At 66.2% G+C, this 17,279-nt stretch carries 15 protein-coding genes; 5 read left to right on the forward strand and 10 right to left on the reverse strand.

What is annotated here, in order from left to right; genetic code table 11:
* Positions 1 to 25 precede the first annotated feature (25 nt).
* Positions 26 to 853, forward strand: a complete 828-nt coding sequence (gene phaZ, locus NM962_00965; GenBank protein UVO12768.1) for a poly(3-hydroxyalkanoate) depolymerase — start codon at positions 26 to 28, stop codon at positions 851 to 853.
* Positions 854 to 1,081: 228 nt separating this feature from the next.
* On the opposite strand, the gene nrdE is transcribed toward phaZ, so the two are convergent.
* The 4 genes from nrdE to NM962_00985 all read right to left on the reverse strand — a co-directional run bounded on the left by nrdE (position 1,082) and on the right by NM962_00985 (position 4,636).
* Positions 1,082 to 3,253 (reverse strand): class 1b ribonucleoside-diphosphate reductase subunit alpha, encoded by a 2,172-nt coding sequence (nrdE, locus tag NM962_00970; GenBank protein ID UVO12769.1) that lies wholly within the window; start codon positions 3,251 to 3,253, stop codon positions 1,082 to 1,084.
* Positions 3,220 to 3,678: a class Ib ribonucleoside-diphosphate reductase assembly flavoprotein NrdI gene (nrdI, locus tag NM962_00975; GenBank protein UVO12770.1), complete on the reverse strand. Its 459-nt coding sequence runs from the start codon at positions 3,676 to 3,678 to the stop codon at positions 3,220 to 3,222. Before nrdI ends, nrdE begins: the two co-directional genes overlap by 34 nt.
* A gap of 57 nt (positions 3,679 to 3,735) precedes the next feature.
* On the reverse strand, positions 3,736 to 3,975 hold the full coding sequence (locus tag NM962_00980; protein UVO12771.1) for a redoxin NrdH: 240 nt from the start codon (positions 3,973 to 3,975) through the stop codon (positions 3,736 to 3,738).
* A 400-nt stretch (positions 3,976 to 4,375) separates the two neighbouring features.
* Positions 4,376 to 4,636 carry a hypothetical protein gene (locus tag NM962_00985; protein ID UVO12772.1) on the reverse strand — a complete coding sequence of 87 codons (261 nt, stop codon included), beginning with the start codon at positions 4,634 to 4,636 and terminating at the stop codon, positions 4,376 to 4,378.
* Positions 4,637 to 4,755: 119 nt separating this feature from the next.
* On the opposite strand from NM962_00985, the gene NM962_00990 reads away from it, so the two are divergent.
* On the forward strand, positions 4,756 to 5,934 hold the full coding sequence (locus NM962_00990; protein ID UVO12773.1) for an AAA family ATPase: 1,179 nt from the start codon (positions 4,756 to 4,758) through the stop codon (positions 5,932 to 5,934).
* A gap of 13 nt (positions 5,935 to 5,947) precedes the next feature.
* Here NM962_00990 and NM962_00995 read toward each other — a convergent pair whose 3' ends face one another.
* Together NM962_00995 and NM962_01000 are read right to left on the reverse strand one after the other, a co-directional pair.
* On the reverse strand, positions 5,948 to 6,823 hold the full coding sequence (locus tag NM962_00995; GenBank protein UVO12774.1) for an SDR family oxidoreductase: 876 nt from the start codon (positions 6,821 to 6,823) through the stop codon (positions 5,948 to 5,950).
* Between the two features lie 83 nt (positions 6,824 to 6,906).
* Positions 6,907 to 7,557, reverse strand: a complete 651-nt coding sequence (locus NM962_01000) for a TetR/AcrR family transcriptional regulator (protein ID UVO12775.1) — start codon at positions 7,555 to 7,557, stop codon at positions 6,907 to 6,909.
* A gap of 117 nt (positions 7,558 to 7,674) precedes the next feature.
* Here NM962_01000 and NM962_01005 point away from each other — a divergent pair, with 117 nt between their 5' ends.
* Positions 7,675 to 9,150 carry a cytochrome P450 gene (locus NM962_01005; protein ID UVO12776.1) on the forward strand — a complete coding sequence of 492 codons (1,476 nt, stop codon included), beginning with the start codon at positions 7,675 to 7,677 and terminating at the stop codon, positions 9,148 to 9,150.
* Between the two features lie 103 nt (positions 9,151 to 9,253).
* Here NM962_01005 and NM962_01010 read toward each other — a convergent pair whose 3' ends face one another.
* From NM962_01010 to NM962_01025, 4 genes are all read right to left on the reverse strand, one after another.
* Positions 9,254 to 9,721, reverse strand: coding sequence for a homocitrate synthase (locus NM962_01010; GenBank protein UVO12777.1), 468 nt, complete (start codon positions 9,719 to 9,721; stop codon positions 9,254 to 9,256).
* 189 nt (positions 9,722 to 9,910) lie between these two features.
* Positions 9,911 to 11,647 carry a ubiquinone-dependent pyruvate dehydrogenase gene (gene poxB, locus NM962_01015; protein UVO12778.1) on the reverse strand — a complete coding sequence of 579 codons (1,737 nt, stop codon included), beginning with the start codon at positions 11,645 to 11,647 and terminating at the stop codon, positions 9,911 to 9,913.
* 118 nt (positions 11,648 to 11,765) lie between these two features.
* Entirely contained in the window at positions 11,766 to 13,931 is a 2,166-nt protein-coding gene (locus tag NM962_01020) for an acyl-CoA dehydrogenase (protein UVO12779.1), read from the reverse strand.
* A gap of 21 nt (positions 13,932 to 13,952) precedes the next feature.
* Complete coding sequence (locus NM962_01025) at positions 13,953 to 14,720, reverse strand: SDR family NAD(P)-dependent oxidoreductase (GenBank protein ID UVO12780.1); 768 nt, start codon at positions 14,718 to 14,720, stop codon at positions 13,953 to 13,955.
* Between the two features lie 116 nt (positions 14,721 to 14,836).
* On the opposite strand from NM962_01025, the gene NM962_01030 reads away from it, so the two are divergent.
* Both NM962_01030 and NM962_01035 read left to right on the forward strand, forming a co-directional pair.
* On the forward strand, positions 14,837 to 17,104 hold the full coding sequence (locus NM962_01030; protein ID UVO12781.1) for a carbon starvation protein A: 2,268 nt from the start codon (positions 14,837 to 14,839) through the stop codon (positions 17,102 to 17,104).
* The gene (locus NM962_01035) at positions 17,080 to 17,274 is read left to right on the forward strand and encodes a YbdD/YjiX family protein (GenBank protein ID UVO12782.1); all 195 of its coding nucleotides are present in this window, start codon (positions 17,080 to 17,082) and stop codon (positions 17,272 to 17,274) included. Before NM962_01030 ends, NM962_01035 begins: the two co-directional genes overlap by 25 nt.
* The last annotated feature ends 5 nt before the right edge of the window (positions 17,275 to 17,279 follow it).

Here is a 17,279-nt window from a genome sequence, read left to right on the forward strand (position 1 = left end):
GATGCATGCCCCCAGGAACGCAGCGATGACGTCCGCGAAACCAATCGGCGAGGACCGCTACGTCACCGCTGGTGGACAGCGGATCCGCGTCGACATCCGGCACGGCACCGGGGTGCCACTGGTACTGTGCAACGGCGTTGGCGCCAGCCTGGAAGTGCTGGAACCACTGGTCGAGCATCTGGATCCAGCCGCAACGGTGGTCCGGTTCGACGTGCCGGGCACCGGCGGATCACCGACGTCCATTGCACCCTACGGATTCCCGTACCTGGCTTGGGTGCTGGGCCGGGTGCTGTCCAAGCTAGGCATCGGCGTCGTCGATGTGCTTGGGCTGTCCTGGGGCGGGGCGCTGGCGCAGCAGTTCGCGTTCCAGAACCCGCGACGTTGTCGCCGCCTGGTTCTGGTGGCCACCGCCACCGGCGCTTTAATGGTGCCTGCGCGACCACACATTCTGGCCAAGATGCTGACCCCCCGCAGGTTCTCCGATCCGAACTACGCTGCTTCCATTGCGGGTGAGCTGTATGGCGGCACTGTCCGCGCACACGGCGAGGATGTGGCGCGACTGTTCGTCCGCCAACTGCGCGCCGGATCGAAAATTGGTTACCTGCACCAATTGCTCGCGGGCGCGTGCTGGACCAGCCTGTTCGCGCTGCCCGCGGTTCGACAGCAGACCCTGATCGTCGCGGGTACCGATGATCCGATCATCCCGGTCGTCAACGCCCACATCATGAACACGTTGCTGCCACACTCCCGGATGCACCTCCACCCCGGTGGACACATCGATCTGGTGCAGAATGCAGCAGAACTCGCGCCCGTCGTCGACGCATTCCTGAAAGACGCCGGAGAACGACCATGAGCCACAGCGCCATCCCTTGATACCAGTGAAGAAACTCGGGACTGCCCCGAGTTCAGTTGACTCGGCGGTGTGAAAGTTCAAGTGCGGTCGCGATGCACGCAGGCCTCCGCCCAACCCGTGGCCTGAAACCAAGTATGGCGACACCACCGAACCCGGGGCACTCAGACCCTCCGGAAAAGAAGCGGGCCAAGGGTCGTTTCCCTGGCCCGCGACCCGTTCAGAACATGCCTACAGCATGCAGCTGACGCAACCCTCCACCTCAGTACCCTCCAGCGCCATCTGCCGCAGGCGGATGTAGTACAGCGTCTTGATTCCCTTGCGCCAGGCGTAGATCTGCGCCTTGTTGACGTCGCGCGTGGTCGCGGTGTCCTTGAAGAACAGCGTCAAACTCAACCCCTGGTCCACGTGCTGGGTGGCCGCAGCGTAGGTGTCGATGATCTTCTCGTAGCCGATCTCGTACGCGTCCTGGTAGTACTCCAGGTTGTCGTTGGTCATGTACGGCGCCGGGTAGTAGACCCGACCGATCTTGCCTTCCTTGCGGATCTCGACCCGCGCCACGATCGGGTGGATCGACGACGTCGAGTGGTTGATGTAGGAGATCGACCCGGTCGGCGGAACGGCCTGCAGGTTCTGGTTGTAGATCCCGTGGGTCTGCACCGACTCCTTGAGCCGGCGCCAGTCGTCCTGGCCCGGAATCCGGATGCCGGCCTCGGCGAACAGCTCACGCACCCGCTCCGTCTTGGGCTCCCACACCTGCTCGGTGTACTTGTCGAAGAACTCCCCGGAAGCGTACTTGGAATTCTCAAAACCTACGAAGGACGTACCCCGTTCCAGGGCAAGGCGATTCGACGCGCGCAGTGCGTGATACAGCACGGTGTAGAAGTAGATGTTGGTGAAGTCGATGCCCTCTTCGGAACCGTAGAAGATCCGCTCCCGAGCCAGGTACCCGTGCAGGTTCATCTGGCCCAGCCCGATGGCGTGCGACTCGTTGTTGCCCTGCTCGATCGACGGCACCGACCAGATGTGGGTCTGGTCCGACACCGCGGTCAGCGCCCGGATCGCGACCTCGATGGTCTGACCGAAGTCGGGCGAGTCCATCGCCTTGGCAATGTTGAGCGAGCCGAGGTTGCAGGAGATGTCCTTGCCCACCTTGGCGTACGACAAATCGTCGTTGAACTCCGACGGGGTGGAGACCTGCAGGATCTCCGAGCACAGGTTCGAGTGGGTGATCTTGCCGGCGATCGGGTTCGCTCGGTTCACCGTGTCCTCGAACATGACGTACGGGTAGCCGGATTCGAACTGCAGCTCGGCCAGGGTCTGGAAGAACTCGCGCGCCTTGATCTTGGTCTTGCGGATCGCCGCGTTGTCCACCATCTCGTAATACTTCTCGCTGACCGAGATGTCGGCGAACGGCACGCCGTAGACCTTCTCGACGTCGTAGGGCGAGAACAGGTACATGTCCTCGTTCTTCTTCGCCAGTTCGAAGGTGATGTCGGGGATCACCACGCCCAGGCTCAGCGTCTTGATCCGGATCTTCTCGTCGGCGTTCTCCCGCTTGGTGTCCAGGAAGCGGTAGATGTCGGGGTGGTGGGCGTGCAGGTACACCGCACCGGCACCCTGACGCGCACCCAGCTGGTTGGCGTAGGAGAACGAGTCCTCCAGCAGCTTCATGATCGGGATGACCCCGGAAGACTGGTTCTCAATGTTCTTGATCGGGGCGCCATGCTCTCGAATGTTGCTGAGCAGCAACGCCACTCCCCCGCCACGCTTGGACAGCTGCAGGGCAGAGTTGATCGATCGGCCGATCGACTCCATGTTGTCTTCGATGCGCAGCAAAAAGCAGCTGACCGCCTCGCCGCGCTGCTTCTTGCCGGAGTTCAAAAACGTCGGGGTGGCGGGCTGGAAGCGGCCGTCGATGATCTCCTCGACGAGTTGCTCGGCCAGCTTGGTGTCACCGGCAGCCAGGGTCAGCGCCACCATGCACACCCGGTCCTCGAACCGCTCCAGGTAGCGCTTGCCATCGAAGGTTTTCAGGGTGTAGGAGGTGTAGTACTTGAACGCCCCCAGGAAGGTCGGGAACCGAAACTTCTTGGCGTAGGCCCGATCCAGTAGCGACTTGACGAAGTTGCGCGAGTACTGGTCGAGCACCTCGCGCTCGTAGTATTCCTTGCCGATCAGGTAGTCGAGCTTCTCGTCCTGATTGTGGAAGAACACCGTGTTCTGATTGACGTGCTCCAAAAAGTACTGGCGAGCGGCCAGCACATCCATGTCGAACTGGATCTTGCCGTCGGCGTCGTACAGATTGAGCATCGCGTTGAGCGCGTGGAAGTCCAGCTCGCCCACCGGAGCGCTGCGGGTGGTTGCGGTTACCTGCTCTGCAGTTGCAGCGGTTGGTGGCATGCCTCGTCCTTCCAGAAATCAGCCAAGCCCGCGCGGACGGCTTGTACGTCCTCGTCGGTTCCCATCAATTCGAATCGATACAGGTACGGCACTCCGCACTTGCGGGACACCACGTTGCCCGCGTAGCAGAACTCCGCACCGAAGTTGGTGTTGCCGGCCGCGATCACGCCGCGCAGCAGTCCCCGATTGTGTTCGTTGTTCAAAAAGGCGATGACCTGCTTCGGCACGTAGCCGCCGTCGTCCATATCGGGCTGCTGGCGTCCGCCGCCGTAGGTCGGCAGGACCAATACATAGGGGTGATCAACCTCGATGCGTCCGTGCAGTGGGATCCGGATGGCCGGGACGTCCAGCTTCTGCACGAAGCGGTGGGTGTTCTCCGACACCGAAGAGAAATACACCAGGCTGCATTCCGAATCCGCAGACATGGCGACCCCCTTCAGCTCTCAGTCAGACTCCACCCGTACCCGACCCGACGACCGGCTCTAGGCGCTCAGCGCGGTCTGCGACAGCGCCTTGATGCGGTCCGGCCGGAATCCCGACCAGTGCTCGTCGCCGGCGACCACGACCGGGGCCTGTAGGTAGCCCAGCGCCATGACGTAGTCACGGGCGTCGGGGTCCAGCGAGATGTCGACCTTCTCGTAAGCGATGCCCTGCTTGTCCAACGCCTTGTAGGTGGCGTTGCACTGCACGCACGCGGGCTTGGTGTAGACAGTGATGCTCATGGCGGCAGGCTCCTCAGCGAATCGTCGACAAACGAGCGGATGACGGATCGGGCACTACGTTCAGCGGGCCGCCAGGACTTTCGGTTCTCCAGCTCCGCAGCCGTGGCAGAGCACCGAATAGGTGCCGGTTGCCGCGGCCCGGATAACTGGAAGATCCCGGGCCTGTCGGTCCCCCGAACACTACACCTAGTGGTCATCCCTCGGGGTTAATACTAGATGTTCTGAACGACATTGTTGAAATTCGCTGGTCGTAAGCTTGCGACACCGTCCGCATCGGCGTGTCGCAGCTCACATTCGAACGTCTCTCTGCTCATAACCGCAGGTCTACCAGTCGGCGCCGACAAGTGAGTGAGGCAAGCAGCAGCCGAGCGCCGGCCAGCAAAGACTTCCAGCCCGCGGCTCAGCGCATCCCGGCAGGTACCGGTTCGGGCGGATTCACGGCATTGAGCGGAGCCGGACGCGTGCTGTGCCGCCGCAGATGACCGCCCACAGCACCCAGCAGCACCGGGACCAGCGAGACTGCGATGACCGCCAGCGAAACCAGGTCCAGGTGAGCGCGGACGAACCCGATGCCACCCAGCAGATACCCCAGCAAAGGAACGCCCGCACCACAAGCCACGGACCCGGCGATGCTGTAGGCGGTGAAGGTGCGGTGGCGCATTCCCGACGCCCCGGCCGGCGGCGATCGGGGCGCGCCGCCCGCCGCCGCTGTGATAGCACTGAGGCCGCAGGTTGCTCACGACACCCACTACGTCGGACGCACCCGATAACCTGCCGGGCATGCTGTCGACGCTGGCCGTACGGGGTTACCGCTCGCTGCGCGATCTGGTGCTGCCGCTGAATCCCCTGACGGTCGTGACCGGGGCCAACGGCACCGGCAAGTCGTCGCTGTATCGGGCACTACGACTGTTGGCCGACTGCGGGCGCGGCGAGGTGATCGGCTCACTGGCTCGCGAGGGCGGCCTGGAGTCGGTGCTGTGGGCCGGCCCCGAACAGCTCGGCGAAGCACGCCGCAGCGGAACCGCCCAGGGCAGCGTGCGCACCCGACCGGTCTCGCTGGAGATGGGTTTCGCCTCTGACGATTTCGGCTACCTGGTCGATCTGGGACTGCCACAGGACCCCGCGCAGGCGTCGGCGTTCGCCCACGATCCGGAGATCAAGCGGGAGATCGTGTTCGCCGGACCGGTGCCGCGGCGCGGCGCCACCCTGGTGAGCCGCACCCGGGCTTTCGCGCAGGCCAGCACGGATTCCGGTGTCGAGGAACTGTCGCGGACCCTGCCCACCTATCGCAGCGTGCTCGCCGAATTCGCCCACCCCGGTTCGCATCCGGAACTGGCCGCGGTCCGCGACCGGCTGCGGGACTGGCGCTTCTACGATGGCTTCCGGGTGGATGCCGGGGCACCGGTGCGACGGCCACAGGTCGGTACCCGCACACCGGTACTCGCCGGCGACGGCGTCGATCTGGCTGCGGCGGTGCAGACCATCGTCGAGTCCGGCGACGACCAGCTGGACCGTGCGGTCGCGGCCGCATTCGACGGCGCGACGCTGTCGGTCAGCTCGCACGACGGCATGTTCGACCTGCAACTGCGTCAACGGGGCATGCTGCGCCCGTTGCGTGCCGCCGAATTGTCCGACGGCACCCTGCGCTTCCTGTTGTGGGCCGCCGCCCTGCTGAGCCCACAGCCACCGTCGCTGATGGTGCTCAACGAGCCGGAGACGTCCCTGCACCCCGATTTGGTGGCACCGCTGGCCGAGCTCATCCGGGCGGCCGCCACCCGAACCCAGGTTGTGGTGGTCACCCACGCGCGCACCATGCCCGAACTGCTGGCCGCTGTGCCGGTCGCCGAAGCCGATCGCCACGACACCGCAGAGATCGAGGTCTACAAAGACTTCGGCGAGACGCGGGTCGCCGGTCTGGGCCTGCTCAATACCCCGGCGTGGGACTGGGGCAGCCGTTGACCTCTCCGGCGGCTCAGGAACTGCGCAACGAATCCCGCGACGGCCGCAGCGCCCGGCTGAACAGCACGTTGGCCTGACGCATGGCCACGCTGTAGGGCAGCCAGGCCAGCCGCTTGAACGCATACAGCGCCCGGATGTCCCCGGAGGTGTAGACCAGGTAGCGGTTGCGGGCTACCCCGGCCAGGATCTTGTCCGCCGCCTTCTCCGGCGACACAGCGTGGCCGGCAAAACGCCCCACCCATTTCTCCACCTGCGGGTCGTCGCGGTCCACGCCGGCGATCTCGACGGTGTGCACCAGCCCGGTCTTGACCGCGCCCGGAACCACCACCGACACCCCGATGCGGTGCCGGGCCAGGTCGAAGCGCAGCACCTCCGACACGCCACGCAGGCCGTACTTGCTGGCGGAATAGGCCGCGTGCCAGGGCAATGCGACGATTCCGGCTGCCGAGGACACATTGACCAGGCGCCCGCCGCGGCCGGCGGCGACCATCTGCGGCAAGAACGATTCGATGACGTGGATCGGGCCCATCAGGTTGATGTCGACCATCTTTCGCCACTGCTGGTGGCTCAAGCGGTCGACCGTCCCCCATGCCGACACTCCGGCAATGTTCATCACGACGTCCATCGGCTCATGGTGCTCATGGATGTCGGCGGCGAAGGCGGCGACATCGTCGTAGTCGGCGATGTCGACCACCCGGTGCTCGGGTACCAGCGCGCCCAGGGCACGTGCGTCGGCGACGGTTTCAGCCAGGCCCTCGGCGTTGCGGTCGGTCAGGTACAGCTCGGCACCATGCTCGGCCAGCCGCAATGCGGTGGCCCGTCCGATCCCGCTTGCCGCTCCGGTGATGAAGCACCGTTTGCCCCGGTAGTACTGCGCTACGCGTGTCATGGGTGCAGACGATACCGGCGGTACCGCGCACCGATGATTCAATCCCCTATTGAGCTGCTGGCGACGCCCCGCTCCGCCCGGAGCTAGCCTTTGCGGCCGCCCCACAGCGCGTTGCGCCACAACGCCTCGAGCACCTGCACCCCACGACTGACATCACCGCTGGGCCCCACGAAGGCGCTGTCTCCGGAAAGCATGTAGGCCGTGGTGGCGCCCAGGGTCCGCACCAGCGCAGGGATGTCGTCGCTGATCGGGTTCGCGGTCCCCGCGGTGAGCTCGTCATTGACGATGCCGACGATCTGGTCGATCACCGCATCGATCTGAGCGTCGAGCAACTCCCGGATCTCGGCGTCACTGTTGCGCGCCAGGTTGCACGCCGACATCACCGGATCGTTGTGGGCGTAGACCGCGGCCGCACTGCCCACCATGCGCTGGGCGAATGCCTCCGTCGACTCGTCGGCGCCCCGCGGCGCGAAATAGTGGGTCAGCTCTTCGAGCTCGTGGGTGGCCTCCGCCAGGATGTGGGCGAGCACAGCGTATTTGGAGTCGAAGTAGAAATAGAACCCTGAGCGCGCCACTCCGGCCCGGTCGCTGATGGTGCTGACCGATAGTTCCGCGAAGGGTTTCTCCTCCAGCAGTTCCCGAACCGCCTGAACAATCGCCTGACGTTGCTTGTCGCCCCGCCGCAACGGCAGATCGTCGGCAGACCGGCCACCCTCGTCAACCTCGCTATTCACCTTTGCACCTTGCACCACGCCGCGCCGGATTCAAACTTGACAGGCGTCAAACTTACTCCAAGGATTAGGGCCGAGTGACGGTTACCACAACCTGTCCGGGTATTTAGAGGAGCGTCTGTGACCACGATCAGCACCCCGCGTTACCTGATCGACCAGGCAAAACGCCGGTTCATCCCGACCGTGAACACCATCCCCGGAATGGGTTTGCTGGAAAAGCGGCTGATGACGGTCGACTGGCCACAGCGGACGCTGGCCGCTCCGCCGCCGGGCAGCGACTTGAAGCCCATCGTCGGTGACTCGGGACTGCCGCTGCTGGGTCACATCGTCGAGATGTTCCGCCAGGGACCGGACTTCCCGCTGCACCTCTACAACACCCGGGGCCCGATCACGTTCGCCGATTCGCCCATCCTGCCGTCGATCGTCGCGCTGGGGCCCGACGCCACCCAGACGATCTTCACCAACAAGAACAAGGACTACTCGCAGAAAGGCTGGCTCCCGGTCATCGGGCCGTTCTTCAACCGCGGCCTGATGATGCTGGACTTCGACGAGCACATGGGCCACCGGCGGATCATGCAGTCCGCCTTCACCCGGCCGCGGCTGGCCAGCTACGTCGAGGACATCGATCGGGTGGCTTCGGCGATCGTGGCCGACTGGCCCACCGACGACGGCCGTTTCCTGGTGTACCCGGCAATGAAGGAACTGACCCTCGACGTCGCCTCGGTGGTCTTCATGGGCCACGAGCCGGGCAGCGACCACCAGCTGGTCACCAAGGTCAACCGCGCATTCGAGCAGACCACTCGGGCCGGCGGCGCGATCATCCGCACCGGAATTCCGCCGTTCAAGTGGTGGCAGGGCCTGCAGGGCCGCAAGCTGCTCGAGGACTACTTCGTCGAGCGGGTCAAGGAGCGTCGTAAGGCCGAGGGCACCGACATGCTGACCGTGCTCTGTCACACCGCCGACGAGGACGGAAACAGCTTCTCCGACGCCGACATCGTCAACCACATGATCTTCTTGATGATGGCCGCCCACGACACCACCACCTCGACGGTGACCACGATGATCTACCACTTGGCCGCACACCCGGAGTGGCAGGACCGGGCACGTGACGAGTCGACGCGCCTGGGCGACAGCCCGCTGGACATCGAGTCGCTGGAGAAGCTGGAAACCCTCGACCTGGTGATGGACGAGTCGCTGCGGCTGGTGACGCCGCTGCCGTTCAACATGCGCCAGACCGTGCGCGACACCGATCTGCTGGGCCACTACGTGCCGGCCGGCACCAACGTGGTCACCTGGCCGGGCATGAACCACTGGCTGCCCGAGCTGTACACCAACCCGCGTCAGTTCGACCCGGAGCGGTTCCTCGAGCCGCGGGCCGAGCACAAGAAGCACCGCTACGCCTGGGCGCCGTTCGGTGGCGGGGCGCACAAGTGCATCGGGATGGTGTTCGGCCGCCTGGAGGTCAAGACGGTGTTGCACCGGCTGCTCCGCCAGTACCGGATCGAGTTGTCACACCCGGACTACACGCCGCGCTGGGACTACGGCGGCATGCCCATCCCGATGGACGGGATGCCGATCGTCTTGCGCCGGCTCTAAGCCGCGCGCCGGCCCAGTCACGCGCCGGCCTAGTTTCCACGCCGAGCAGACGCAGAATCGCACGATTTAGCCCGCCCACGTGCGATTTTGCGACTGCTCGCGCTCACGCCGCCGTCAACAGCCGATTGACACACGTAACCACGGCGTCCACGACCGAACACCCGGCATCGGAGCCAAAGCCCACCGCCCAGGCCGTCGCGCGGCCGTTGGAGCCGTGGATGAACGTCGCCGTCTCGGCTCCGCAGCCGAGCTGGTGAAACCCGAGTATCTCCAAGGTGATTCCGCGCTCATAGAGCATTTCGGTGAGCGCGGCCAGCGGGCCGTGCGCCGCTGTGGTGCAGGTTCCGGTCCGCTCCCCGATCGCGATCGTCGCCTGGTAGGTCCGGCCCTGTAACCCGAGCCGTGCCGCGGGCCGGTCGGCGTCCAGGCAGCGCCAGCGCCCAACCCGCAGCGGCCCGGTGGCGTGACCATAAGCAGCCACGAAGCCATCCCAGCTGAGCCTGGCGCCCTGGTCGCGTAGTTCACGCGGGAGTCGGGTGTCGAATCGGTCTGCGAACGATGTACTTGCCATGATGCGGTCTTTTCTGCTCGAAGAGAGCGACCGACGGGAGTAGCTTCCGACCCACAGCGGGGGGTCGGTCTGGATCAGACCCCGCTGCGGGTGCCGGCTACTACGACTAGAGAACGCATGATGTCACCAAGGCTAGCGGCGCGTCTGTTGGCCGTGCAAGGTATTTATGGACTGGCGTCGAGATCGATATCAATTCAAGATGCGGCGGGCCACGTTGGTGGTCACCAGGTCCAGCAGTTCGTCGCTGCGACCGGCCAGGATGGTCCGGATCGCATAGAGCGAGAAGCCTTTGGCCTGTTCAGCGGTGATGGCCGGTGGGATCGACAGCTCCTGGCGGGCGGTGACGACGTCGACGACGGCCGGTCCGTCGTAGGCTAACGCCTCGGTCAGCGCCGCTTCCAAGTCGGCCGGATGCTCCACCCGGCGGCCAAACATGCCCAGAGCGGTGGCGACGGCGCCGAAGTCCGGATTGTCCAACTCGGTACCGAAGTTGACGATGCCTGCGGCCTTCATCTCCAGTTCGACGAAATTCAGCGACGAATTGTTGAACACGATCACCTTGACCGGCAAGCGATTCTGCGTCAGCGTGAGCAACTCTCCGAACAGCATCGCCAGCCCACCGTCGCCGGCCAATGCGACGACCTGGCGCTTCCGGTCGACGGACTGGGCACCGATCGCGTGTGGCAGCGCGCATGCCATGGTGCCGTGGTTGAACGACCCGATCAATCGCCGTCGTCCGTTCATGGTTACGTAGCGCGCCGCCCATACCACCGGGGAACCGACGTCGACGGTGAACACCGCGTCATCTGAAGCCAACCGATTAACAACCGCAGCAACATATTCGGGGCGAATCGGAGTGCGGTCTCGATCATTGGACGCCAGCGAGTCGAGTCGCTCGCGGGTCTTGCGGTAGTGCTTGCGCGACCTTTCCAGGTGGCTGCGGTCGTTCTTGCTCGCCAGCAATGGCTGCAACGCGGCAACGGTGTCGGCGACCGTGCCGAGCAACCCGAGATCGATCGGGGCGCGTCGGCCCAGGTGTCGACCGCGAATATCGACTTGAATGATCTGCGCACGATCGGGATAGAACTGCTGGTAGGGAAAGTCGGTACCGAGCATCAGCAACACGTCGGCTTCCCGAATCGCCTTGTAGCCGGACGCAAAACCGAGCAGTCCCGTCATACCTACGTCGTAGGGATTGTCGTACTCGATGTGCTCCTTGCCGCGTAACGCGTGCACGATCGGCGCCGCCAAGGTGTGCGCCAGCTCCATCACCTGATCATGGGCGCCGGCGACCCCCGCACCGGCCAAAATGGTGACGTGGGCGGCAGCGTTGAGCATGGCCGCGGCTGCCCGCAGTCCCTGCTCGTCGGGGTGGCACACCGATCCGGTGGGTCGCACCGGACGCGCCCCCCAGGCGGTCTCGTCGAGACGGTGGCCGAAGATCTCGCCCGGCACCACCACGACGGCGACGCCGTTCTCCTCCACCGCCGCTCGCATGGCCAGCTCCAGGATGCGCGGTGCCTGTTCGGGGGTGCTGACCAACTCGCAGTAGACACTGCACTCGCGAAACAGGTTCTGCGGATGGGTTTCCTGGAAGTAGTCGGAGCCGACCTCGGCCAGCGGGATGTGGGCAGCGATCGCCAGCACCGGCACCCGGCTGCGCTGGGCGTCGAACAGTCCGTTGATCAGGTGCAGGTTGCCGGGTCCGCAACTACCGGCGCACACCGCCAAACCACCGCGCAGCGCCGCCTCCGCGGCGGCCGCGAACGCAGCGGTCTCCTCGTGACGCACCTGTTCCCAGCTGACCTCGCCGTCACGGCGGATCGCATCGGTGAGCCCGTTGAGACTGTCGCCGGGTATCCCGAAGATGCGCTGCACCCCACTGTGTTTAAGGGTGGCTATGACATGGTCTGCGACAGTTGCCATCTCGCGTTCTCCTCACCGCGGTCCAGGGTGCGCAGAATGCCGCTGCACTCGGCGTGTCGCTGTGCAAACACGCTCCCCCGCAAGCGGGGGTACACGCACCCTGGCGCCGTGAGAAACGCTACTTGATCAGCGGGTCGCGGGGCATCCCCAGAATTCGCTCGGCGATCTGGTTGCGGGTCACCTCCGAGGTGCCGCCGGCGATCGCGATGCCACGCGCCCCCATCACCATCCGGCCGGCCATTGCGCCCGGCCCGTCGTCCAGGGCGACGTCCGGACCCAGCAACGCCGCACCGATGGCCGCACCGTCACCCATGTGCTCGGCGAGCTTGAGTTTGGTGACGTTGCCCTCCGGTCCGGGGCCGGCGCCGGCGATGCTGCGCGCCACCCGGCGCAGGTTCAGCAGCCGCAACGCGTGCTCGTCGGCGACGAACCGGCCGATCCGCACCTCGGCGTCCGCCACCGAATGCCGGTGCTGCTGAGCCAATGCGATCAGCCGCTGGTCGACCCCGGCGGTGTAAGAGCCGCCACCGCCGATGCTGACCCGCTCATTGCCCAAGGTGGCACGGGCTACCTTCCAGCCCTCGTTGACCTCGCCGACGACGTCCTCATCGGGCACGAAGACGTCGTTGAAGAACACCTCGTTGAACTCCGACCCGCCGGTGATCTGTCGCAACGGCCGCACTTCGACGCCCGGTGCCTTCATGTCGATGATCACCATGGTGATGCCGGCGTGCTTGGGGACGTCGAAATCGGTGCGCACCGTGGCCAGGCCGCGCCGGCACAGATGCGCACCGGAGGTCCACACCTTCTGGCCGTTGATCTGCCAACCACCCTCGACCCGGGTTGCCTTGGTCTTGACCGCGGCCGCATCCGAGCCCGCGGCGGGCTCGGAGAACAGCTGGCACCAGATCTCCTCCTGGCGCAGCGCCTTCTCCACGAATCGTTCGATCTGCCAGTCGGTGCCCTGCTGAATCAGCGTCAGGATCACCCAGCCGGTGATCGAGTAGTCGGGCCGCTGGATGCCGGCCGCACTGAACTCCTGCTCGATCACCAGCTGCTCGACGGCGTCGGCGGCCCGCCCCCACGGCTTGGGCCAGTGCGGCATCACGTAACCGGTCGCGATCAGCTTGTCCAGCTGGTCTTCGGCGGCCAGCGCCGCGATCTCGGCGGCGTCGGCGTGGATTCGGGTGCGCAGCTCCTCGGCCTCGGGCGGCAGGTCCAGGCTGTTGGCCCGGGTGATGCCGGCCGCGGCGCTCTCGAAGACGGCCAGTGCCGGTGCGTCGCCGCCGAACAACGCCTGCACCGTCAAGGCCCGGCGCAGCTGCAGGTGGGCGTCGTGCTCCCAGGTGTAGCCGATACCGCCGTGCACCTGGATATTGAGCTCGGCGTTACGCACGTAGGCGGGGAACGCCAGCGTGGCAGCCACCGCGGCAGCCAACCGGAAGGCGAACTCGTCCTCGCCGTCAGCCCGGGCGGCATCCCACACCGCGGCGATGGCCGACTCGGCGCCGACCAACATGTTGGCGCAGTGGTGCTTGATGGCCTGGAACGTGGCGATGGTGCGGCCGAACTGTTCGCGCACCTTGGCGTACTCGACGGCCGAATCGGTGCAGTCGGCCGCGCCGCCGACGGCTTCGGCGGCCAGCAGCACGCGGGCGCGCGCCAGCGCCGACTCGCGCCCTCCGGCCAGGATGTCGTCGGTGCTGACTCCGACACCGGTCAGCGTCACGCGCCCGGACCGGCGGGTCGGGTCGAGGTTGCCGGGCACGTCGACGTTGACCCCGGCGCGGTCCCGCTCGAGCACCAGCACGTCCTCACCGGCAGCCACCAGCAGCAGGTCGGCCAGGCCCGCGCCCAGCACCACCCCGGCGTCACCGGAAGCCACGCCGCCGTCCAGGACTAGGTCGCCGGCCAGCCCCACCCCGGCGGTCACCGAACCGTCGATCAGTCCGGGTAGCAAGCGGGCCTGCTGCTCGGGGGTGCCGGCGGCGGCGATCACCGCCGAGGCGATGACGGTCGGAACGAACGGACCCGGGGCCACCGCGCGGCCCAGCTCCTCGATCACCACCACCAACTCGGGCAGCCCGAAACCGGAGCCGCCATGTTCCTCGCCGATATGCAGTCCCAGCCAGCCCAGGGAGGCCAGCTCGGCCCAGAACGGTGGCCGAGCCTCCTCGGCAGCGTCCAGCAGCGCACGGGCCGCCGAGCGGGCCTGCTGTGCGGTCAAAAATCCGCGGGCCACCTCGGCAAGTTCGCGGTGGTCGTCGGTCAGTCCAATGCCCATGGGATATCTCCTGGTTTTCGTTTACTTGGGGGCGAACCGCTGCCCGGCGTCGAGTCGCAGGCATTGTCCGTTAAGCATGGGGTTGTCCACGACGGCGGCAACCAACTTGGCGAACTCCTCGGGGCGGCCGAGGCGCTTGGGGAACGCCGCGTCCTTGGTCAGGGCGCTGGCGAACTCCTCGGGGATGCCCTTGGTCAGGCCGGTGGCGAACAGGCTCGGCGCGATCGCCAGCGCCCGGATGCCCACCGACCCGAGGTCGCGCGCCATGGTCAGGGCCATGCCGGCCACGCCCGCCTTGGCGGCGGTGTAGGCGACTTGGCCGATCTGGCCCTCGAAGGCCGCGATGGAAGCCGTGTTGATGATGACGCCACGTTCCTCGTCCTCGGGCTCGTTGGTGGCCATGTGCGCGGCGGCCAGCCGGTTGATGTTGAACGTGGCGATCAGGTTCAGGTCGATCACCGCACGGAAGGACTCCAGGTCGTGCGGACCGGACTTGGACAGAGTGCGCTTGGCGATACCCCCGCCGGCCGTGGTGACGATGACGTGCAACCCGCCCAGGCCCTCGACCGCCGCGGCCAGGGTCTTCTCGGTGGCGTCGAAGTCGGTGATGTCCACCGGGTAGAAGGCACCGGCCCCACCCTTTAGACCGGCGGCTACCTCTTTGCCCTCCGAGCCCTCCCGGTCGAGCACTGCGACGTCCGCCCCGCCGGCAGCCAGCAGCTCCGCGGTGGCGCGGCCCATTCCGGAGGCACCACCAACGATGATGACCTTCTTGCCGTTGATGTCCATGCACATCCCTTCGCCACCATTGCGGGAAAGCTAGTAGTTGAGAATCTAGGACAAGTTATCGTTCCGCTCGGAATCCGCTGCCCCTCGGGCATCAGGCAGGCGCTAAGGAGGTACCCGTGGCCGCACCGACGGCGCCAGAGGTAGTCGAGCGACACGACGGGCCGCTGACGTATGTGCACACCGACCCGGAGCTGCCCGCGGTGGCGGTCATCGACAGCTCGCCCATCTCGGCACGGCACAAAATGGTGTTCGGTGCGGTCGCGGTCGCGGGGGCGGTGGCGTGGGCATCGATCGCATTCGCCCGCGGCGAGTCGGTGAACGCGGTGTGGTTCGTCATCGCCGCGGTGTGTACCTACATCATCGGATTCCGGTTCTACGCACGGTTTATCGAGCGCAAGATCGTGCGCCCGCGCGACGACCACGCCACGCCCGCGGAGATCTTCGAGGACGGCACCGACTATCTGCCGACCGATCGGCGGGTGCTCTTCGGCCACCATTTCGCCGCAATCGCCGGCGCAGGCCCGCTGGTCGGCCCGGTGCTGGCCACCCAGATGGGTTACCTGCCGGGCACCATCTGGATCATCATCGGCGCAGTGGTGGCCGGCTGCGTGCAGGACTACCTGGTGCTGTGGTGCTCGGTGCGCCGACGGGGTCGCTCCTTGGGACAGATGGCCCGCGAAGAGCTGGGCGTCGTCGGCGGTGCGGCCGCGATCATCGGCGTGCTGGTCATCATGGTGATCCTGATCGCGGTGCTGGCACTGATCGTGGTGCGAGCATTGGCGGTCAGCCCCTGGGGGGTGTTCTCCATCGCGATGACGATTCCGATCGCCCTGTTCATGGGGATCTATCTGCGGTTCCTGCGGCCAGGCCGGGTGTCCGAGGTGTCCCTGATCGGAATCGTCGCGCTGCTGGCCGCTGTCGCTTCGGGCAAGTGGGTCGCCGAAACCTCTTGGGGTGTCTCGTGGTTCACGTTGTCCCCGATGACGTTGTCCTGGTGCATCATCGGCTACGGTTTCGCCGCCTCGGTGCTGCCGGTGTGGTTGCTGCTGGCGCCACGGGACTACCTGTCGACGTTCATGAAGGTCGGCACCATCGTCCTGCTGGCCGTCGGCATCCTGATCGCCCGGCCGCTGATGGCCGCGCCGGCCGTCTCGGAGTTCGCCCGCACCGGCGAAGGACCGGTGTTCGCCGGGTCGCTGTTCCCGTTCCTGTTCATCACGATCGCGTGCGGCGCGCTGTCGGGATTTCATTCGCTGATCGCCTCGGGCACCACCCCGAAGCTGCTCGAAAAAGAGAGCCAGATGCGGCTGATCGGCTACGGCGGCATGCTCACCGAGTCCTTCGTGGCGGTGATGGCGCTGATCACCGCGTCGATCCTGGACCAGCACCTGTTCTTCACCCTCAATGCACCAGTCGCCGCAACCGGCGGTACGGCCTCCAGTGCCGCCGCCTACGTCAACGGACTCGGGCTCGGCGGGTCCCCGGTGACCGCCGACCAGATCACCGAGGCCGCCACCGCGGTCGGCGAACAGTCGATCGTGTCGCGCACCGGCGGGGCCCCCACCCTGGCGCTGGGAATGGCCGACGTTTTGGGGCGCGTGTTCGGCGGACCGGGCCTCAAGGCCTTCTGGTACCACTTCGCGATCATGTTCGAGGCACTGTTCATCCTGACCACCGTCGACGCCGGCACCCGGGTGGCTCGGTTCATGCTCTCCGACGCGCTGAGCAACTTGGGTGGACCGCTGCGCCGGCTGGCCAACCCGAGTTGGCGGATCGGGGCGTGGGTGTGCAGTCTGGCCGTAGTCGCGGGGTGGGGTTCGATCCTGTTGATGGGCGTCACCGATCCGCTCGGCGGGATCAACACCCTTTTCCCGTTGTTCGGTATCGCCAACCAGTTGCTGGCCGCGATCGCGCTGACGGTGGTGACGGTGATCGTGGTTAAGAAGGGCCGGGGCAACCGCGGCCTGAAATGGGCGCTGATCCCCGGCGTTCCGCTGCTGTGGGATCTGACGGTCACCATGACGGCCTCGTGGCAGAAGATCTTCTCCGGCGATCCGCGGGTGGGCTACTGGACGCAGCATTTCGCCTATCGAACCGCCGAACGAGCCGGCGAGACATCGTTCGGATCGGCGGCCAACGCGTCGCAGTTGCACGATGTCGTCCGCAACACGTTCATCCAGGGCACCTTGTCGATTGTGTTCGCGTCCGTGGTGGCGGTGGTGGTCATAGCCGGAATCGTGGTGTCGATACGGGCCGTTCGCGGAACAGCGTCGACCGCCGAGCCGCCGCCAGTGCCGTCGAAGCGTTTCGCGCCTGCCGGGCTGATCCCGACATCGGCCGAACGAAAGGTGCAGGCGCAATGGGACGCCCGCTGCGCGGACTAGCGCGGGCCGCGCGCCACATCGGCTGGTACTGGGCATCGCTGTTGGGCGACAACCACTACCACCGCTACCTGGAGTACCGCCGGCGCGCTCATCCCGGCGAGCCGGTGCTCTCCGAGCGCGAATACTGGCGGCGCCGTCACGACGGCGACCCTGGGGCGCGTTGCTGCTGACACCG

The organism is Mycobacterium sp. SVM_VP21 (assembly GCA_024758765.1).
Lineage (GTDB): Bacteria > Actinomycetota > Actinomycetes > Mycobacteriales > Mycobacteriaceae > Mycobacterium > Mycobacterium heraklionense_C.